The organism is Chitinophaga skermanii, assembly GCF_003259335.1.
GTDB classification, from domain to species: Bacteria; Bacteroidota; Bacteroidia; order Chitinophagales; family Chitinophagaceae; genus Chitinophaga; species Chitinophaga skermanii.
The window spans coordinates 445,669-463,553 of the sequence record NZ_QLLL01000001.1 but is presented as its reverse complement, the minus strand read 5'-3'; the positions used below and the strand labels follow the sequence as shown (position 1 = coordinate 463,553).

The window sequence follows — 17,885 nt, the reverse complement described above, 5'->3', positions numbered from 1 at the left end:
CAAATATTGTTGAAAGGATTAGAACGGGGCATCTCCAAACCCGTCGTCTCCAAAGTCCATATCGTTCATCTTCGAACCCTTTTGGATATAAAGTTTCGCTTCATCATTACCACCCATTTCACCACGACCTTTGTTCATGCCTGCAAACGGGCTGGAACCAGGACCACCGCTAGGGCCGTTACCATCAACGAAACCGTCGTCTTCGAAGCGTTGGAATTCAAGAACGGCACGGAGCTTCACGGTATCGAGCTGACCATTACGGTGTTTCGCGATGCGGACGTGGGTTTCACCTTTATTGGATTCACCCATTTCGTTGGTGGTGATTTCGTAGTATTCGGGGCGGTACAAGAACATAACCATGTCGGCATCTTGTTCAATGGCACCCGATTCACGTAAGTCACTCAACTGGGGCATTTTGTTACCATCTTTACGTTTTTCCACATCACGGCTAAGCTGGGAAAGTGCAATAACGGGCACTTGTAATTCCTTGGCCAACCCTTTCAGATCGCGGGAGATTTTGGAAATCTCCTGTTCACGGTTCGAGTTTTTGCCATCGGCGGAGCCAGACATTAGCTGTAAGTAGTCGATAATGATGATACCCACACCGTGGTTATGTACAAGCCTACGGCATTTAGCACGTAGCTCGAAGATATTGAGGGCCGGGGTATCGTCCACGAAAATGGGTGCCTTCGCCAGGCGTTCGATACCATGGGTCATTAACTTCTTCATTTCGTACTCTTCCAGCTTACCACGCGAGATTTTTTCGAGTTTGATCTCTGATTCGGCGGAAAGAATACGCATAACGATTTGCCCGCTCGACATCTCCAGCGAGAAGATCGCTGCACCTTTACCATGTTTGGGGTGAAGGGCGGCGTTACGCGCTAGGTTCAAAGCGAAGGCGGTTTTACCTACAGAAGGACGGGCCGCGATGATGATTAAATCCGTTGGCTGCCAGCCGTATGTAATTTTATCAAGGGATGGGAAGCCTGAAGGAACACCTGTCATGTCTTCTCCCTTGTTACGTAGATCTTCGATACGCTTAATGGTGTTTACCAATACGCGGTCGATAGAATCATAGTTTTTACGAAGGTGATTATTGGTGATTTCGAAGAGTTTCGATTCGGCAGCATCGAGCAAATCGAATACATCGGCCGTATCTTCATACGACTCGGAAATGATTTCACCGGAAATGCGGATAAGTTCGCGTTGGATGAATTTTTGGAGAACGATACGCGCGTGTGCTTCGATGTTGGCGGAAGAAACAACCATGTTGGTAAGCTTCGTTACATAGAACGGGCCGCCAATCATTTCAAGCTCGCCGCTTGACTTAAGTTCTTCTACAACGGTTAGGATATCTACCGGCATCGATTTCGCGGCTAAGCGCGTCATCGCTGAAAATACTTTTTGGTTTGCTTCTACATAAAAACATTCGGGCTTTAAAATCTCGATTACGGAGTCGAAAGCGCCTTTCTCCAGCATAACCGCACCCAATACAGCCTCTTCCAGTTCTTTCGATTGCGGGGGTACCTTGCCGTACACCATAGTGGAAATATCCACCGATGGCTTCCTACGTACATTGCGGTCTTTCTTTAGATTCAAATCCATTTATAGCAAACGCTTAAAAAAGTTAATTAAAGATGGTTACTGGATGGGCCTGCACATTACGTTTGACACAATTAGGCTAAATTTTTTAACCGCACATTCTCGGAAATAGTCATTTTTTGGGCCGGAAAACTAAGGTAACGGCATTTTAGAACTATTACAAATTCACGCAGTATTATATTTATTAGCCCCGTTTTCACATGGTTAATAACAGCATTTTGCCAGTTATCCACCAATCTAAAACAGTTTATTCACATTCAGCAACCTCAATTCACCACAAATGTCCGATTATTCACAAATAATGTGTAAAAAGATTTTTATAGGCAGTTTACAATAAATTACCCATGCTCCTTCTACAGAAGTTGTTAACTTTACGCACATTTTTAGGTGGCTGAAGAGCCTACAAAGGTGGTACAATTTAATTGATTTAAAAAATGTAAAAGCCTTGGTGTAATACCTTGGCCGAAATAATACAAGGAAGCAAATGACGATTTCGTACAATTGGTTATGTGATTATTTACCGGTAAAACCAACACCGGAAGAACTTTCCGTGATTTTAACAAGTATTGGCCTTGAAGTGGAAAGCTTGGAAAAGTTTGAAAGCGTGAAAGGCAGCTTGGCCGGTCTCGTGATCGGCGAGGTGTTGTCTGTAGAAAAACACCCCAATGCGGATAAACTCAATCTTACCAAGGTAAATATCGGTAGCGGCGAACCGCTCGCCATTGTTTGCGGCGCTCCTAACGTAGCTGCCGGTCAGAAAGTAGTAGTTGCCCCCATCGGCACTACCATTTACCCAGCCAGCGGCGAACCTTTAACCATGAAGAAAGCCAAGATCCGCGGTGAAGAAAGTAACGGCATGATCTGCGCAGAAGATGAAGTAGGCTTGGGTGCTTCCCATGCCGGTATTATGGTGCTCGACCCAGCCCTTGTACCAGGTACCCCTGCTGCCGATATCTTCCAACCGGCACAAGATTACATCTTCGAAATCGGCTTAACGCCTAACCACATGGACGCCATGAGCCACATGGGTGTAGCAAGAGATATTTGCTCGTACCTCAGCAATCATAACGACGAAAATAAAAGCTACCGCGTAGTAGCCCCTGCTTTCACAGCAGGCACTACCGCTAGCACTCCTTTGCATATCGATATTGTTGTAGAAAACGAAGCGGCTTGTCCTCGTTATTGCGGTACCACCATTACCGGTGTAACCGTAACCGAATCACCTAAATGGTTGAAAGACAAGTTACAAGCAATTGGCATCCGTGCTATTAACAACATTGTAGACATTACCAACTTCGTATTACACGAAACGGGCCAGCCTTTACACGCCTTCGATGCTGCCAAAGTAAAAGGCAACACCATTCGTGTGAAGAACTTGCCAACAGGTACCCCGTTTGTAACCTTAGACGAGAAAGAACGTACACTCGACGAAGGTGATTTGATGATTTGTGATGGCGACAGCACCCCGCTTTGTATTGCCGGTGTATTCGGCGGCTTCAACTCGGGTGTAAAAGAAAGTACAACCACCATTTTCTTGGAAAGTGCTCTTTTCGCTGCCGGTGGTATCCGTAGAACTTCTCTCCGCCACGGTTTACGTACCGATGCGGCTGTTAGGTTCGAGAAAGGTGTGGATATTTCCAACGTGAAATTCGCTTTAGAACGTGCAGCAGCCTTGATTTGTGAATTGGGTGGTGGCCAAATGGCTGCCGGCGTTACGGATGTATACCCTGTGCCGAAAGCAAAGGTGGAAGTGAGCGTAACATTTGCTTATATCAATAAATTAAGCGGTCATACCTATGAACCCGCGAAAGTTATTCGTATATTAGAAGCATTGGGATTCGAGGTATTGGAAAATGATGGGGCTACATTGAAACTTTCGGTGCCTTATCACAAGACAGATATTTCGATCCCGGCCGACATCGTGGAAGAAGTGTTGAGAATAGATGGATTGAACAATGTTCCGATCCCTACTACCATTAGCATTGCTCCTTCGATTGCAGCCAATCCAGATAGGGAAAGAGTAAAAGAAAAAATCGCCGATTACTTAGCGGGCAATGGTTTCAATGAAATTTTCACCAACTCAATTACAAACAGCCAATATTTCACGCCGGAAGTGCAAGCTACGACCGTGAAAATGATCAACAGTTTAACCAACGAGTTGGATGTATTGCGCCCATCTATGCTGGAAACAGGCTTAGAGCGTATTACCTTCAACTTGAACCGTAAGAATGACGATTTATTGTTTTTCGAATTCGGTAAAACTTACTTGCAAAAGGCGGTAGGTGATTATGTTGAAACGCACCATTTGGCATTGTACTTAACGGGTAATAAATTACCAGAAACGTATATGTACAAGGCACAGCCGGTTGATTTTTACTTCTTGAAGGGCTATGTTATTAACATTTTAACGCAGCTGGGATTGGGTAATATGAGCTGGGCCGAGGCAACCCACGCCGATTTACAGCAACCTTACGAGATTAAGGTAAAGAACAAAGTGGTGGCTGTATTGGGTAGTGTTTCAGCAGCAAAATTGAAAGCATTCGACATCAAACCGGCCGTTTGGTACGCAGATATTTATTGGGATGAAGTAATTTCTCTCTTACAGAAGACAGAGAAATTCTACGTTGAAATCCCGAAATTCCCTGCTGTACGTAGAGATTTGGCCTTGGTGCTCGACAGGTCGGTATCATTCGCAGCCGTAGAAGCAGCTACTAAAGCGGTAAAATCCAACCTTTTGCAACAAATTAACCTGTTCGACGTTTTTGAAAGTGAGAAATTGGGCGCAAATAAGAAGTCGTACGCGGTAAGCTTCACCTTCTTAGATACGCAAAAAACCTTAACCGATAAGGAAATCGACGCGGTAATGGATAAATTGGTGAAAACATACGAAACCCAATTGCAAGCGATCATTCGCAAATAATGGAAATCGATCAGTACATACAAAGAATAGAAGATAAGCTGGGCCTGCTGCTGAAAAAGATGCAGCAGGTTCAAGCTGAAAATGTATTGCTTAAAGAACAAGTAGAAAGCCAGGAACAAGAGATTCAACTGCAATACAAGGCGCTAGAAGACATGGAAAGTAAACTGAAAACCGCTGCCATCGCGAATGCCGCGCAACATCGTTCAGCCGACGATGAAGCATTTAAGAAAGAAATCCGCGGTAAAATCAACGAATATATCCGCGAAATCGACCGATGCATTGCACTATTAAGTGCCTAACACCAAACAACGGATCATCACTATGGACCCATTAATTCCCATTAACATAGTCGTAGCCGACCGTGCCTACCGCATTAAGATTAAGCCGGAGGAGGAAGAAGATGTTAGACGCATCATGAAAGAAGTGAATGAGAAAATTATTGAATTTAAAACAGCATATGCCGGGAAAGATATGCAGGACTTTATAGCCATGGCACTCATCATGTACGCTACTCATCCTGTAACCAGTGCGGGTAAAGCCCAAGCCAGCACTTCTCCCTTACTAAAAGAAAAACTAGAACACCTAGAACAATTGTTAAATTCCCAATTAGGATAGTGTATAACTAACCTATTGGTTTCCATTAAAAAAAAGCCCCAGCGTTAAAATTGGCGCTTATAAATTATTCATTATCATAACGATCCTGGCATTTACTCCCAATTTTTTGTATTTTCGCGGGTCGGCTCTCGACCCAGTTATGCACATTGGCGCAAGATGGCCCAGGGAGCGTTTATATAAATCACATAAAATTCAAGTATGGAAATTGCAATAGCTATAGCTGCAGTAGTGGCATTAGTAGCAGGTATTTTCTTAGGAAAGATAATATTTGCTAAAAACACCCAGCAAAAAATAGATGATGCAGAAGCACAAGCAAAAAAGATTGTAGCTGATGCGCAAGTGACAGCCGAAAACATCAAGAAAGACCGCATGTTAGAGGCGAAAGAGAAGTTCATCCAATTAAAAAGTGAACACGAGAAAGAAGTTTTACAACGTAACCAGAAAGTAGCAGAGGCAGAAAACCGCGTAAAACAAAAAGAGCAATCCTACAATCAAAAACAAGAACAACTTCAAAAGCAACAATCTGAAAACGAAGCGATTAAAGAAAACCTCAATCGCCAAATTGAACTTGTTAATATCAAACGTTCCGAGTTAGAGAAACACCAAGAAGAACATATCCGTAAACTGGAAAAGGTGGCTGCTTTAACTGCGGAAGAAGCGCGTGCTCAACTCATCGAATCACTCAAAGAAGAAGCTCGCTCCCGCGCAATGGTACATATCCAAGATATTATCGAAGACGCGAAACTCAAAGCCAATAAAGAAGCGAAGAAAATCATTATCCAATCTATTCAACGTACCGCCGCTGAACAAACCATTGAAAACGCTATCACCGTTTTCAACTTGGAAAGTGATGAAATCAAAGGCCAAATTATCGGTCGTGAAGGTAGAAATATCCGTGCCATTGAAGCTGCTACGGGTGTTGACTTGATCGTTGATGATACCCCGGAAGCAATCGTATTATCGTCATTCGACCCATTACGCCGCGAGATCGCCCGTTTATCGTTGCAACGCTTGGTGCAAGATGGTCGTATCCACCCAGCACGTATCGAAGAGGTGGTTGACAAAACAAAACGTCAATTAGAAGAACAAGTAATGGAAATCGGTGAGAGAACTGTGATCGAACTCGGTATCCATGGTTTACATAAAGAGTTAGTTCGTATGGTTGGTAAGATGCGTTTCCGTTCATCTTATGGCCAGAACTTGCTTATGCACTCGAAAGAAACTGCCAACCTTTGTGCTGTAATGGCCGCAGAATTAGGCTTAAACCCTAAACTCGCTAAACGTGCCGGTTTACTCCACGATATTGGTAAAGTGCCAGATGAAGAAACAGAATTAAGCCACGCCTTACTCGGTGCTAAATTGGCTGAAAAATATGGTGAACACCCTGCCGTTGTAAACGCTATTGGTGCCCACCACGACGAGATGGAAATGCAATACGTTATTTCCCCGATCGTTCAAGCTTGTGATGCTATTTCCGGTGCTCGCCCAGGTGCTCGCCGCGAAATCATGCAAAGCTATTTACAACGTATCAAAGACTTGGAAAACTTAGCTACATCTTACGATGGTGTTGAGAAAGCTTACGCTATCCAAGCCGGCCGCGAACTCCGCGTGATCGTTGAAAGCGAAAAAGTAACAGATGCTGATGCAGATCGTTTATCTTTCGAAATCGCTAATAAGATTCAAACTGAAATGCAATACCCTGGCCAGATTAAAGTAACGGTGATCCGCGAACGTAGAGCGGTGAATGTTGCTAGGTAGGCCTGGCGGGTGCTATATAAATTCTTTTTTTTGTAAAAGGCTGTCTCGTATGAGATGGCCTTTTTTTTTGGTTTCCTGTGCTGGCGGCGGGGTTGTGTTAATAGCTATTATCCTATTTGTTACTTTCTTTGCTTCTCCAAAGAAAGTAACCAAAGAAAGGAGGAAAAACGGCGAAAGACTGCGTCGCCGTTTTATCGGGATGTTGATTAGGCGGTGGTGCTACTGTGGTGAAGGGCATTGGGGGCTTTGCTGGGGGGAGTTTGTTGTTTGGGTGCATTCATCACAGGTTGATGATTGTATTTATGTGGTGGTAATTATTCTATTCTAAGGCAATGGCAGCTAATATTTTAGTGTAGTAGGTGGGTATTTACTTTCGACTTCTTTACCGTTAATCCACAATTCTTGAAGATGCTGGGGTAAAATATTATCTTACCTACTTGCCAATATTTTATATCACAAAAGCAAAAATTAAAATTCCGATTATGAGAAAAACCATTCCACAAATGGTAAAGCAAGCGCTCTGCATCTCCGCAATTGCATTGCTTTCGTTCAACGCTAATGCACAGAAGAAAACAAAATTATTTAATGGTAAAGATTTAACCGGGTGGACTGTTTACGGTACCGAAAAATGGTATGTAGAGAAAGGTGAATTGATCTGTGAAAGTGGTCCAGATAAAGAATATGGTTACCTCGGTACGAATAACAAGTACAAAGATTTCGAGTTAACTGTTGACTTTAAACAAGAAGCTAACGGTAATAGCGGGGTGTTTTTCCACTCTTCTATTAAAGGTACTACCGTAGCAGGTTGGCAAGCTGAAGTGGCGCCTCCTAATATGGCTACCGGCGGTATTTACGAATCTTATGGTCGTGGTTGGTTAATTAAACCGGCACCTGAAAAAGACAAGTACTTGAAAATGGGTGAATGGAATACGATGAAAGTACGTGTGAAAGGTAACAATGTTACGACCTATTTGAATGGTCACGAGATGATTACGTTAGATGATGAGAAAATTGGTTCTATCGATGGCCAGATTGCTTTGCAAATCCACTCTGGTGGCGGCATTAAAGTTCGTTGGAAGAATTTGAGTATCGTAGAATTGTAAACGCATTAGATATAACACGAACGTGTAAATCTGTGATAATTTACAACATTCGGAATCCAAAAAGCGTATAGTCTAGTATATACTTTGGATTAACCGAATTCGCCCGAAAATAAAATACAGCCGCGTGGTAATGCAAAAACGTTTACTACGCGGCTGTTTCTAATAAGGAGGGCAACGCATAACACTATACGCATGACAATCAGCATTATCATACCCACATATAATAATGCGGCTAATATAGGGTTACTGGTACAAGATCTTCTTGCAGAACGTTCGCCGCATATATGTGATTTGATAGTGGTAGATGGTGGAAGTACCGACCAAACTTTAACCATTGCCCAATCGATGGGGGCACGCGCTTTACAGTCGCCCATTAAAGGCCGTTCAGCACAGATGAACTACGGCGCCGCCTTGGCTCAAGGCGATATCTTCCTATTCTTACACCCAGAAATTCGTATTCACCCCACCTACGCCCGCGAGATTATGCTCGCCATCAAAGAGCAACACGATATGGGCTGTTTCCGGTTTAAGTACAAAACCAACCGCATATTCCCCCGTTTAGGGGCATTTTTAAGTCGTTTTAGCGCTTTGTATAGCAATGCCGGGCGACAAACGCTCTTTATTAAACGTCCTGTATTTGAGCAGCTAAATGGCTATAACGGCGAAACTAAGATTATGGAAGATTTCGAGTTGCTTCGCCGGGGTAAGCAGTACTTTAAGTTTATTGTTTTACCTACGGCAGTTATCGCTTCTACCAAGAAATACGATGCTAAAAATTACCTGCGGGTACAGGCTGCCAATATTATTGTATTGTGCTTATATAGAATGGGATACTCGCAAGAGAAGATTATTGCGATGTATAAGCGGATTGTACACGTAAAATAAAAATGCCGGCGTTGGAGCACCGGCATTGGTTATATGCTTATTTGGATTTTTTGTCTTCTTCATCGTCGTCTTCCTCATCCTCCTCATCATCATCATCATCTTCTTCTTCTTCGTCGTCGTCGTCAAAGTCATCATCATCATCATCGTCTTCATCTAGTTCATAGCCTTCACCGTCTTCTCCTACTTCGATATCATCATCATCCTCGTCTTCTTCGTCATCATCATCATCTTCGTCCTCTTCTTCGGCTTCGGCTTCTTCGAATTCTTCTTCGTCCATTTCTTCATCATCGCCGTCGCCTTTAGGTTCGGGGCGGATGATGCTGTTGTTGAGGCCTTCGCTGTCTTCATCTTCATCTTCTTGATCGTCGATCATGTGTTCTTCGTCGTCTTCGCGGTTTTCTTCTTCCTCTTCATCGTCTTGGTCATCGGCAGCTTCTTCTTGTTCAGCTTCTTCCGGCATGCGTTCGAACTCTTCGAGTTCGGTATCGCTGTCGGCATCTGCTTCGTCTTCGTTGCCCCAGATTTGTTTTACTTCCATTTCTTCGATGACATCTTCGATGTTTTGGGGTTGTATACCTTCTTCATCGATTTTTAGCGTGGCAAAGCCGGTGGCGTCGGGATCGTCGAGTTGAACAGTGTTGGGTTCGATTTGGAGTTCGCCGTTGTTGGATACCACAAAACGTCCTTCATCCTCTTCCGATACGGCATCGGCCGGGATGGCTTCGCCGTTTTCGTTGAGGAGAGTGGGTTGAATATATTCTTCCTCGAACACTTCTTTGAGCTTGGGGAGGTCGTTCGGGGAATTGAGCCCGAAATAGTCCATAAATGCTTTAGAAGTGCTGTATAAGAGGGGTTTACCGGGTAAATCTTCGCTTCTGCCGGAGATAACGATTAAGTCTTTCTCTAGGAGTTTTTGGATGGAATAATCGGTGCTTACGCCGCGGATGTGTTCAATTTCACCTTTCGAGATGGGTTGGCGGTAAGCTACAATGGCTAAAGTTTCCAAAGCGGCAGTAGATAAGCGTTTTAGGAACTTTTCACCATTTAATTGGGCTACGGTTTGGTAGTATTCTTTTTTCGTTAAGAATTGATATCCACCGCCGCTTTCGCGTATTTCGAATGCATAAAATTCGCTGCTATATTTTTCCTTGATAGCGTCGATCGCTGCTTCCACTTGTTCGGGAGTAGCGCGATCTTCCAAGAATGCGAGGGCATTGTTGAGTAATTCTACGATGTCGGCCATGGGTAATGGTCGATCACCGGCAAATATCAAAGCTTCTACATGGGGAATGAGTTGCGAAATTTCCATGATTTAGAATTATAAGTGGTTCAGAAGATTTAGACCGGGTTCGAACTTCACTAACAAAAAGAAGGTCAAAGACTAAGTTACAGTCTTTGACCTTCTTTATAAAATATAAAATGAGATCTGTGTATTATTTGTGCAAAACCTTGGCTAGGCTTATGCTTCGAGTGCAGCAGCACCGCTTACGATTTCCGTTAACTCGGTCGTGATCGCCGCTTGACGGGCACGGTTGTAAGAGATTTTGAGGTTACGGAGTAATTCGTTGGCGTTTTCAGAAGCTTTGTCCATAGCGGTCATACGCGCACCGTGTTCAGAAGCGTGTGCATCGAGCACAGATTTGAAGAACTGGGTGTTGAGGATTTTAGGCATCAACTCGGCGATGAGGGTATCTTTTTCTGGTTCGAAGATGAAGTCGGCCTTCATATTGCTGTTGTTGTTTTCAACTTTAGCAATAGGGAGGAATTGTTCAGCTACAAAAGTTTGGGTAGCGGCGTTTACGAATTCGCTGTAGATAATTTCAACAGCATCGTATTTACCTTTAACGAAACCTTCCATAGCGGTAGCAGCGGCAGCTCTTACTGAATCGAAGCTCAATTCAGAGAAGATTTTCCAATGCGTAGCATCTACTGTATAACCGTTCTTAGTGAAATGTTCGAATGCTTTTTTACCGATTGGCATGATCGTAACATGACCTTTTTCGAATTGTGAGGAGTATTTCTCACGGATCGTTTGTTTGGCCAATTTGATCAAGTTGGTGTTATAAGCACCGCAAAGACCTCTATCAGAAGTAATTACTACGATCAACACGTTTTCTACGGGTCTTTCAGCAGCCAAAGCACTGTTGATGCTTCCTTCGCTGTTGCTCACGATGTTTTGCAACATCTCTTGGAGTTTTACAGCATAGGGGCGCATTTGCATGATAGCATCTTGTGCGCGTTTTAACTTAGCAGCACTTACCATTTTCATGGCTTTAGTAATCTGCTGAGTACTCTGAATGGATTTTATACGATTACGAACCTCTTTAAGTTGTCCAGACATATGCTTTTAAATATTTATAAGGCGGTTTAGGCCCTTCAATTTGGCTGCAAAGGTAAGTAAAGGAAGGATAATTTAGAAATGATTGTGCGGTAAAATTAAAAAACAAATTTATCACTCATTTTCAATGGGTTAAACATACTGTTTTTACGTAGTAAAGGAAGGGGAATTGATAGTTGAGATGTAGGAAGTTAGTAAGGGGAATAAGGAGGAATATGGGGAGATAATAGGGAAAGATAAGGTGAAGATAGGATGAAGCTAGGGAGAAGATAGGCTTGGAATAGGGTGAGAATAAGGTAGTTATAGCCAAACTACAGAGAAACTACAGAGAGATTACAGAGAAAGTACGGAGCGGGTACAGAGAAACTACAGGCAAGCGGGCTTTTCACCGGGTACCTGTAGTTTATAACTTGTTATTATAGCGTAATTTGCGTACCTAATACTTTTAAGAATTCGGCTATCCAAGCTGGGTGAGCCGGCCAAGCTGGGGCGGTTACTAATTTACCGTCTACTACTGCTTCGTGTACGTTTACCGACTCGTAGGTACCCCCGGCCATGGTTACTTCGGGTGCAACGGCTGGGTAGGCGGTTAATTTTTTACCGCGTACTACATCGGCAGCGGTTAATATTTGAATACCGTGGCAGATTGCAGCAATGGGTTTATCGGCATCGGCGAAGTGCCTTACTATTTCCAGTACCTTTTTATCCAAGCGCAAATATTCCGGGGCACGGCCACCTGCGAGTACAATGGCATCATACTCTTGGGCATGCACATCTGAAAAGGAGGTGTTTAGCACGAAGTAATGCCCGCGTTTCTCGCTATAAGTTTGTTCCCCTTCGAAATCGTGAATTGCCGTAATCACTTTATCGCCTGCAGCTTTACCCGGGCAAACGGCATGCACATCATGACCAATCATTTGTAACATCTGGAAAGGAACCATCGTTTCGTAATCTTCTGCATAATCTCCTGTGAGGAACAAGATCTTTTTTTGGGCCATAATTATCTAGTTTTAAAAAGTGGAATAAAATTTAAATCAAGTTAACAACCGCGTGGGCATTGTATGAAGTTAACAAAATAACGAGGGATGAGCAATACCCGTTCGTGTAGAAATCTATAGAAATAAAGGATTTTATTATAATTTAACGGCCAAACGGTCCCTGGTTGAATGCAGAGTGTAAAACCAAAATCTCCGGGATTCTAAAAACAGGCTACTAGAACAAGTTTGAAAGAATTGCAAACGATTGCAATTTTTAAAGATTGTTACTATATTGCCCCGCTTTTGCACGGGTGCAATAGTATGGCAACGGGGTATTGCCAAGGAAAATGTAACTATCTTAACCAACTGTACGCGCCGCTTACACCCCTGTAAAGCATACGCGCTTACAAAAATTTTACGTTCATGAAAAAGTTCATCGTGCTAGGAACCGCCTTGCTACTGGCTTTGTGCAGCAATGCCCAACAACCCGGCAAGTGGCAACCGCTCTTCAATGGTAAAGATTTGAAAGGATGGAAACAGCTCGGCGGTAAAGCATCTTACGTTGTGAAAGACAAGGAAATTATTGGTACCACTATCACCGGCACCCCCAATACCTTTCTTGCTACTGAAAAAGACTATGGCAATTTCATTTTAGAGTTGGAGTATAAACTAGATCAAGACTTCAATTCAGGTATCCAATTCCGTTCTCAAAGCAAAGCCGATTACCAAAATGGCCGAGTATTCGGTTATCAAATGGAAATCGATCCTAGCGAAAGAGCTTGGAGCGGTGGTATTTATGAGGAAGGCCGCAGGGGTTGGTTATATCCACTCGACTTAAACCCAGTTGCGCAAAAAGCCTACAAAGCCAGCACTTGGAACAAATACCGTATTGAATGTAATGGCAACGAAATTCGCACCTTTATCAACGGCGTACCTGCTGCGCATGTAGTAGATGCTGAATTGCCTACCGGTTTCATTGCTTTACAAGTACATGGTATTGGTAATAACAAAGCCGATGAAGGTAAAACGATCCGTTGGAGAAATATCCGCATCATGGAAAACCCAGCGCCATCACAATTATCACCATACGACGATGTTTACGTAGTAAATAATCTTCCTAATAATATTTCTCCACAAGAACAGAAAAACGGTTACCGTTTATTGTGGGACGGTACTTCTACAAAAGGTTGGAGAGGTGCTTATAAAACGACCTTCCCCGCGAAAGGTTGGGAAATTAAAGATGGCACTTTGAATGTATTACCTAGCGATGGAGCAGAATCTACCAACGGTGGTGATATTGTTTCAGATGAAATGTTTACTGCTTTCGATTTGGAGTTCGATTTCAAATTAACAGAAGGTGCTAACTCAGGCGTGAAATACTTCGTAACTGAAAGCGAGAAAAATACCGGCTCTGCTATCGGCTTGGAATACCAAATTCTCGACGATGCGAAACACCCCGATGCAAAACTCGGCGCTGTAGGCAACCGTACCCTCGGCTCGTTATACGACCTTATTCCTGCTATGCACTTCACTAACTCGCACAAAGCAGTAGGTGAATGGAACCACGGTCGTGTTGTAGTATATCCCGACAACCGCGTAGAACATTGGTTGAACGGCCATAAAGTGGTGAGCTACAAACGTGGTGATAATATCTACAAAGCGCTGGTTGCACGTAGTAAATACGCCGATTGGCCAAACTTCGGTATGGCGAAAGAAGGTCGTATTCTTTTGCAAGACCACGGTAATAGCGTGAGCTTCAAAAGCATTAAGATTAAAGTATTATCTAAATAATAAAGAAGTTGAAATAGTAGCGATGCTATTTCATTGTTCACTGTTTTCACATACATCCCGATTCTTCGGGATGTTTTTTTTGTGCATAGGTGAATAGATAACGAATTCACAGGTTTTCCATAGGAGGCAAAGGCCCATATGCAATTTTTTCCTACCTATGCATAAAATTGATACCTCATGCGTTTTCGTTACTTTGCTTTGCCGCTGTTAGCTTGTTTGTTGGCGGCATGTAAACAGCCATCTTCGCAATATAAAGTCATACAGCAGGCCGATGCCTTGCATTTATTGTTAGAAACATATTACGAAGAGAAATTGCAATTATTCCCTGTTGATGCCACGTTCAATAGTGAAACGCGTTATAACGATCGTTTAAACATAGATATTAGTGAAGGATTCCGCGCGCACTTGGATTCGGTATATACACGTTATCAAGATTCCTTGGCTATGATTGATACGGTGGGCATGGTAGAAAATGACAAAATCAGCTACCTCGTATTAGCGCGAGAATTGGAATTAGGGAAAGCCGGGTTGCAATTCCACGACAACTTAATGCCCATTAACCAGTTCTCGAGTTTAACTTTAACCTTCCCACAATTGGGATCTGGCAGTAGTGCGCAGCCATTTAAAACGGAGCAAGATTATTTGAATTTTATTTCCCGGATGAAGCAGTTTGCAGTGTGGACGGACACAGCCATTGCTAACATGCGTAAAGGCATATCGTTGGGCTATGTACAACCGAAAGCATTGGTGTTGAAAGTGATCCCGCAAGTAAAGGAATTAGCAATCAACGATTCTGCGAAAAACATTTTCTTCCAACCCATTAACACACCACCTAGCGATTTACCAGCTGCAACACGCGCAGCCTACCGCGAGGCCATTCAACAATACGTAATTACATCTTACCAGAAACTAGCCGATTTTCTTTCTACTGAATATCTCGCTAAAGCACGTACAACAAGTGGTATAGAAGGTGTACCGGATGGCAAAGCCTACTATCAATTCTTGGTTAAATCCTGGACTACCACTGATCAAACGCCCGATGAAATATTTACAACGGGAGAACAGGAAGTAGCGCGTATTCGTAGTGAAATGGAACAAGTGAAAACAAGTGTTGGATTTAAAGGTGACCTACCTGCGTTTTTTGAGTTTGTAAGGAATGATAAACAGTTCAAGATATTCAATACGCCACAAGCGGTGATCGATTCGTTTAAAGCCATTGAAGCGAAGATTATGCCCCGTGTAAAGGCGATGTATGGGCACTTACCGAAAACGAAATTTGAAGTACGCCAAACAGAAGCCTTCCGTGCAGCTTCTGCTAGTGCGGAATATATTCAAGGAAGTGCAGATGGTAGTAGGCCGGGCATATTCTACGTGCCGATTTTAGATGCCAAACAATTCTCGTACACAGGTATGGAGTGCTTGTTCTTACATGAAGCCATTCCGGGTCATCACTTCCAAATATCTATACAACAAGAGAACGACAGTTTACCTAAGCTTCGTCGCTTTAGTTGGATGGGGGCTTATGGTGAAGGGTATGCACTCTATTGCGAAAGCTTGGGTAAAGAGCTAGGATTATACACGAACCCTTATATGTACTTTGGTCGTTTAACTGATGAAATTCACCGTGCTATTCGCTTGGTAGTAGATGCCGGTATGCATCATAAAGGTTGGACGCGTGAGCAAGCGATTAAATACATGATGGATAATGAACCGGTTTCTGAACATGAAGCCACAGCCGAGATTGAACGTTACATGGCCATTCCTGCGCAGGCATTATCGTATAAGATTGGAGAATTGAAAATCCAGTCGTTACGTAAGAAATATACAGCCGCTATGGGCGATAAATTCAAGCTATCATCCTTCCATGATGCGTTGTTAGATGGTGGGTGTTTACCTTTATCGGTGTTAGAAATGAAGATGCAGAATTGGTCGAAGCAATAATACATTTTTGAGATAAGGGCTATCAATTTGATAGCCTTTTTTATGCAATAACTTTTGTAATTTTCTTGCATTCCAGGTTCAATGTTATGTTGTAATGGAATAGGTAGTTTATTTCTCATTCAATTTATATCCCTATGCATTTTATAGCATTTGCCTTGTTGGGCATTGGCTCGTTCTTCGGTATATTATACGCATTAAGAACACTCGAAATAAAGCATCCCTTAGTTCGGACTTTTGATAAGATCATATACTTTATTACGGTGTTTTCGGCCTTTGTAACTTGTACAGTTTTGCCTGCTGTTATTATACTTACAGACCTCTATGGAGCAGGTGACATCGTATTACCGGCTACCGGGGTTTTCTTTATTTCTTTTTTCATTTTATTGCCATTGGGCATATTGTATCTCTCGTTGCGGAAGAAAAAAGTTGTATAATACTATAAAAATAAAAACACCCAACCAGCTACAAAGCGGTTGGGTGTTTTGTTATAAAAGTTGTGTTATTAACCTTTTGGCTCCCAGCCTTTCTCGTAAGTTCTGCCCCAATATTTAGCAGCCGCTTCTTTGTTGTTGAGAATATGACCGTTTTTAGGATCGCATTGTAAAATGCTGTTACTACGTTGAGCAATGTTACCCAAGTGGCAAAGCATCGTACTTTTGTGACCTTCCGCGATTTCGGAATTTAACTTCGCGTTACCGCGGATGGTGTCGAGGAAATTTTGAATGTGAATAGCATCGCTTTGTTCACCGGCAGGAGACACGGTGTTTACTACGTTTTGATTTGCAGCAGCATCAGCTTGTTTCACTTCTTTCACCAACTTACCTTTCACATCAAAGATCTTATAAGAATCGCCGCCACCACAATACAAGCTACCATTTTCACCAAACAAAGTAAAACCACGACCGCTACCTTCTAAATTGAAAGCAGAACAGCTACGGCCTTCCCAAGAGATAGATTTATTGCCGGTGAATTCGAAATTGAGTGTTTGCGTGTCTGGTGTTTGCCAATCGTCGCCCGAATAAGCATAACGTCCACCGGCAGAAGTTACCTTCGTAGGGAAATCAACATCCATGAACCAACGCATACAATCTAATTCGTGTGTAGCATTGTTACAAGTTTCGGAAGTACCCCAATGCCAGCGCCAGTGCCAGTTATAGTGAACAATGTTATCTAAATAATCCATACGTGGAGCAGGACCTTGCCATAAATTCCAATCGAGGGTACCTGGTACAGCAATTTTCTTACCTACACCAATAGGCGCACGGTTATTCACATACCAACCACGACCATAGAATACTCTACCGATAATGTTATCTTCTTTCACCTCTTTTACCGCGTTCTGCATATTTACCCAAGAACGACGTTGGTTACCCATTTGTACGTGCCTGTTATATTTACGGGCAGTTTTCACAAGTAATTCACCTTCTGCCGCATTGTGCGAGCAAGGTTTTTCCACATACACATGTTTACCGGCAGCCGCAGCCATAATAGCAGCAGGAGCGTGCCAATGGTCGGGAGAAGCAATGATAATAGCATCTACATCTTTTACCTCTACGAGTTTGCGAATATCTTTGATTACTTGTGGTTTCTTTTCTTGTGAAGAAGCCACCGCTTTCAAACCTTTATCAATCGCGCCATCTTCTACATCGCAGATATAGCCGATTTCGGCACCCGGTAATTTAGCAGCTACTTGTGCAAGCCAGTTACCGCGCGAGTTTACACCCATTACGCCTAATACAATTTTATTACTCGGTGCGTTCTTACCGAAAACAGGAAAATTCAGGATAGTCAGCCCAGCAGCGCCAACGCCTGCAACCGCGCTGTTCTTAAGGAAATCTCTACGTTGCATATTGATGAATTAAGTACAAGTTTTAGTTGATAACGTGAATAAAATACAACCGAATTACAACATTGTGGAAAGCTCCGTGGATAAAGCTTAATTGCAATCGGTTGCA

The 17,885-nt window shown here is 43.0% G+C and carries 15 protein-coding genes; 10 read left to right on the top strand and 5 right to left on the bottom strand.

The genetic code is table 11. The features are described from left to right. Positions 1–18 precede the first annotated feature (18 nt). Positions 19–1,605 (bottom strand): replicative DNA helicase, encoded by a 1,587-nt coding sequence (gene dnaB, locus LX64_RS01905; RefSeq protein WP_111595907.1) that lies wholly within the window; start codon positions 1,603–1,605, stop codon positions 19–21. 481 nt (positions 1,606–2,086) lie between these two features. Between dnaB and pheT the strand changes: the two genes are divergently transcribed. The 7 genes from pheT to LX64_RS01870 all read left to right on the top strand — a co-directional run bounded on the left by pheT (position 2,087) and on the right by LX64_RS01870 (position 8,883). Continuing rightward, positions 2,087–4,522: a phenylalanine--tRNA ligase subunit beta gene (gene pheT, locus LX64_RS01900; RefSeq protein WP_111595906.1), complete on the top strand. Its 2,436-nt coding sequence runs from the start codon at positions 2,087–2,089 to the stop codon at positions 4,520–4,522. Continuing rightward, complete coding sequence (locus LX64_RS01895) at positions 4,522–4,821, top strand: hypothetical protein (protein ID WP_111595905.1); 300 nt, start codon at positions 4,522–4,524, stop codon at positions 4,819–4,821. Before pheT ends, LX64_RS01895 begins: the two co-directional genes overlap by 1 nt. A gap of 22 nt (positions 4,822–4,843) precedes the next feature. Continuing rightward, entirely contained in the window at positions 4,844–5,137 is a 294-nt protein-coding gene (locus LX64_RS01890) for a cell division protein ZapA (protein ID WP_111596327.1), read from the top strand. Positions 5,138–5,335: 198 nt separating this feature from the next. Beyond that, positions 5,336–6,895, top strand: a complete 1,560-nt coding sequence (gene rny, locus LX64_RS01885; protein WP_111595904.1) for a ribonuclease Y — start codon at positions 5,336–5,338, stop codon at positions 6,893–6,895. Positions 6,896–6,944: 49 nt separating this feature from the next. Further along, positions 6,945–7,223, top strand: coding sequence for a hypothetical protein (locus LX64_RS01880; RefSeq protein ID WP_111595903.1), 279 nt, complete (start codon positions 6,945–6,947; stop codon positions 7,221–7,223). A 154-nt stretch (positions 7,224–7,377) separates the two neighbouring features. After that, positions 7,378–7,998 (top strand): 3-keto-disaccharide hydrolase, encoded by a 621-nt coding sequence (locus LX64_RS01875; RefSeq protein WP_245952515.1) that lies wholly within the window; start codon positions 7,378–7,380, stop codon positions 7,996–7,998. 192 nt (positions 7,999–8,190) lie between these two features. Further along, a complete protein-coding gene (locus LX64_RS01870; protein ID WP_111595902.1) occupies positions 8,191–8,883 on the top strand; it encodes a TIGR04283 family arsenosugar biosynthesis glycosyltransferase in 693 nt (230 codons plus the stop codon). 37 nt (positions 8,884–8,920) lie between these two features. On the opposite strand, the gene scpB is transcribed toward LX64_RS01870, so the two are convergent. The 3 genes from scpB to LX64_RS01855 all read right to left on the bottom strand — a co-directional run bounded on the left by scpB (position 8,921) and on the right by LX64_RS01855 (position 12,219). Further along, positions 8,921–10,192, bottom strand: coding sequence for an SMC-Scp complex subunit ScpB (gene scpB / locus LX64_RS01865; RefSeq protein ID WP_111595901.1), 1,272 nt, complete (start codon positions 10,190–10,192; stop codon positions 8,921–8,923). Between the two features lie 150 nt (positions 10,193–10,342). Continuing rightward, positions 10,343–11,224: an ATP synthase F1 subunit gamma gene (gene atpG / locus LX64_RS01860; protein WP_111595900.1), complete on the bottom strand. Its 882-nt coding sequence runs from the start codon at positions 11,222–11,224 to the stop codon at positions 10,343–10,345. Positions 11,225–11,637: 413 nt separating this feature from the next. Continuing rightward, entirely contained in the window at positions 11,638–12,219 is a 582-nt protein-coding gene (locus LX64_RS01855; protein WP_111595899.1) for a DJ-1/PfpI family protein, read from the bottom strand. Positions 12,220–12,621: 402 nt separating this feature from the next. Between LX64_RS01855 and LX64_RS01850 the strand changes: the two genes are divergently transcribed. The 3 genes from LX64_RS01850 (at position 12,622) to LX64_RS01840 (ending at position 16,364) form a co-directional block, all read left to right on the top strand. Beyond that, a complete protein-coding gene (locus LX64_RS01850; RefSeq protein WP_111595898.1) occupies positions 12,622–13,989 on the top strand; it encodes a 3-keto-disaccharide hydrolase in 1,368 nt (455 codons plus the stop codon). 177 nt (positions 13,990–14,166) lie between these two features. Continuing rightward, positions 14,167–15,930, top strand: a complete 1,764-nt coding sequence (locus LX64_RS01845) for a DUF885 domain-containing protein (protein ID WP_111595897.1) — start codon at positions 14,167–14,169, stop codon at positions 15,928–15,930. A gap of 134 nt (positions 15,931–16,064) precedes the next feature. Then, positions 16,065–16,364: a hypothetical protein gene (locus tag LX64_RS01840; protein ID WP_111595896.1), complete on the top strand. Its 300-nt coding sequence runs from the start codon at positions 16,065–16,067 to the stop codon at positions 16,362–16,364. A 68-nt stretch (positions 16,365–16,432) separates the two neighbouring features. On the opposite strand, the gene LX64_RS01835 is transcribed toward LX64_RS01840, so the two are convergent. Continuing rightward, a complete protein-coding gene (locus LX64_RS01835) occupies positions 16,433–17,779 on the bottom strand; it encodes a Gfo/Idh/MocA family oxidoreductase (RefSeq protein WP_111595895.1) in 1,347 nt (448 codons plus the stop codon). Positions 17,780–17,885 lie beyond the last annotated feature (106 nt).

Coding starts and splice junctions, on each gene's coding strand:
- dnaB (WP_111595907.1), bottom strand. CDS start 1,605: ATGGATTTGAATCTAAAGAAAGACCGCAATGTACGTAGGAAGCCATCG.
- pheT (WP_111595906.1), top strand. CDS start 2,087: ATGACGATTTCGTACAATTGGTTATGTGATTATTTACCGGTAAAACCA.
- LX64_RS01895 (WP_111595905.1), top strand. CDS start 4,522: ATGGAAATCGATCAGTACATACAAAGAATAGAAGATAAGCTGGGCCTG.
- LX64_RS01890 (WP_111596327.1), top strand. CDS start 4,844: ATGGACCCATTAATTCCCATTAACATAGTCGTAGCCGACCGTGCCTAC.
- rny (WP_111595904.1), top strand. CDS start 5,336: ATGGAAATTGCAATAGCTATAGCTGCAGTAGTGGCATTAGTAGCAGGT.
- LX64_RS01880 (WP_111595903.1), top strand. CDS start 6,945: ATGAGATGGCCTTTTTTTTTGGTTTCCTGTGCTGGCGGCGGGGTTGTG.
- LX64_RS01875 (WP_245952515.1), top strand. CDS start 7,378: ATGAGAAAAACCATTCCACAAATGGTAAAGCAAGCGCTCTGCATCTCC.
- LX64_RS01870 (WP_111595902.1), top strand. CDS start 8,191: ATGACAATCAGCATTATCATACCCACATATAATAATGCGGCTAATATA.
- scpB (WP_111595901.1), bottom strand. CDS start 10,192: ATGGAAATTTCGCAACTCATTCCCCATGTAGAAGCTTTGATATTTGCC.
- atpG (WP_111595900.1), bottom strand. CDS start 11,224: ATGTCTGGACAACTTAAAGAGGTTCGTAATCGTATAAAATCCATTCAG.
- LX64_RS01855 (WP_111595899.1), bottom strand. CDS start 12,219: ATGGCCCAAAAAAAGATCTTGTTCCTCACAGGAGATTATGCAGAAGAT.
- LX64_RS01850 (WP_111595898.1), top strand. CDS start 12,622: ATGAAAAAGTTCATCGTGCTAGGAACCGCCTTGCTACTGGCTTTGTGC.
- LX64_RS01845 (WP_111595897.1), top strand. CDS start 14,167: ATGCGTTTTCGTTACTTTGCTTTGCCGCTGTTAGCTTGTTTGTTGGCG.
- LX64_RS01840 (WP_111595896.1), top strand. CDS start 16,065: ATGCATTTTATAGCATTTGCCTTGTTGGGCATTGGCTCGTTCTTCGGT.
- LX64_RS01835 (WP_111595895.1), bottom strand. CDS start 17,779: ATGCAACGTAGAGATTTCCTTAAGAACAGCGCGGTTGCAGGCGTTGGC.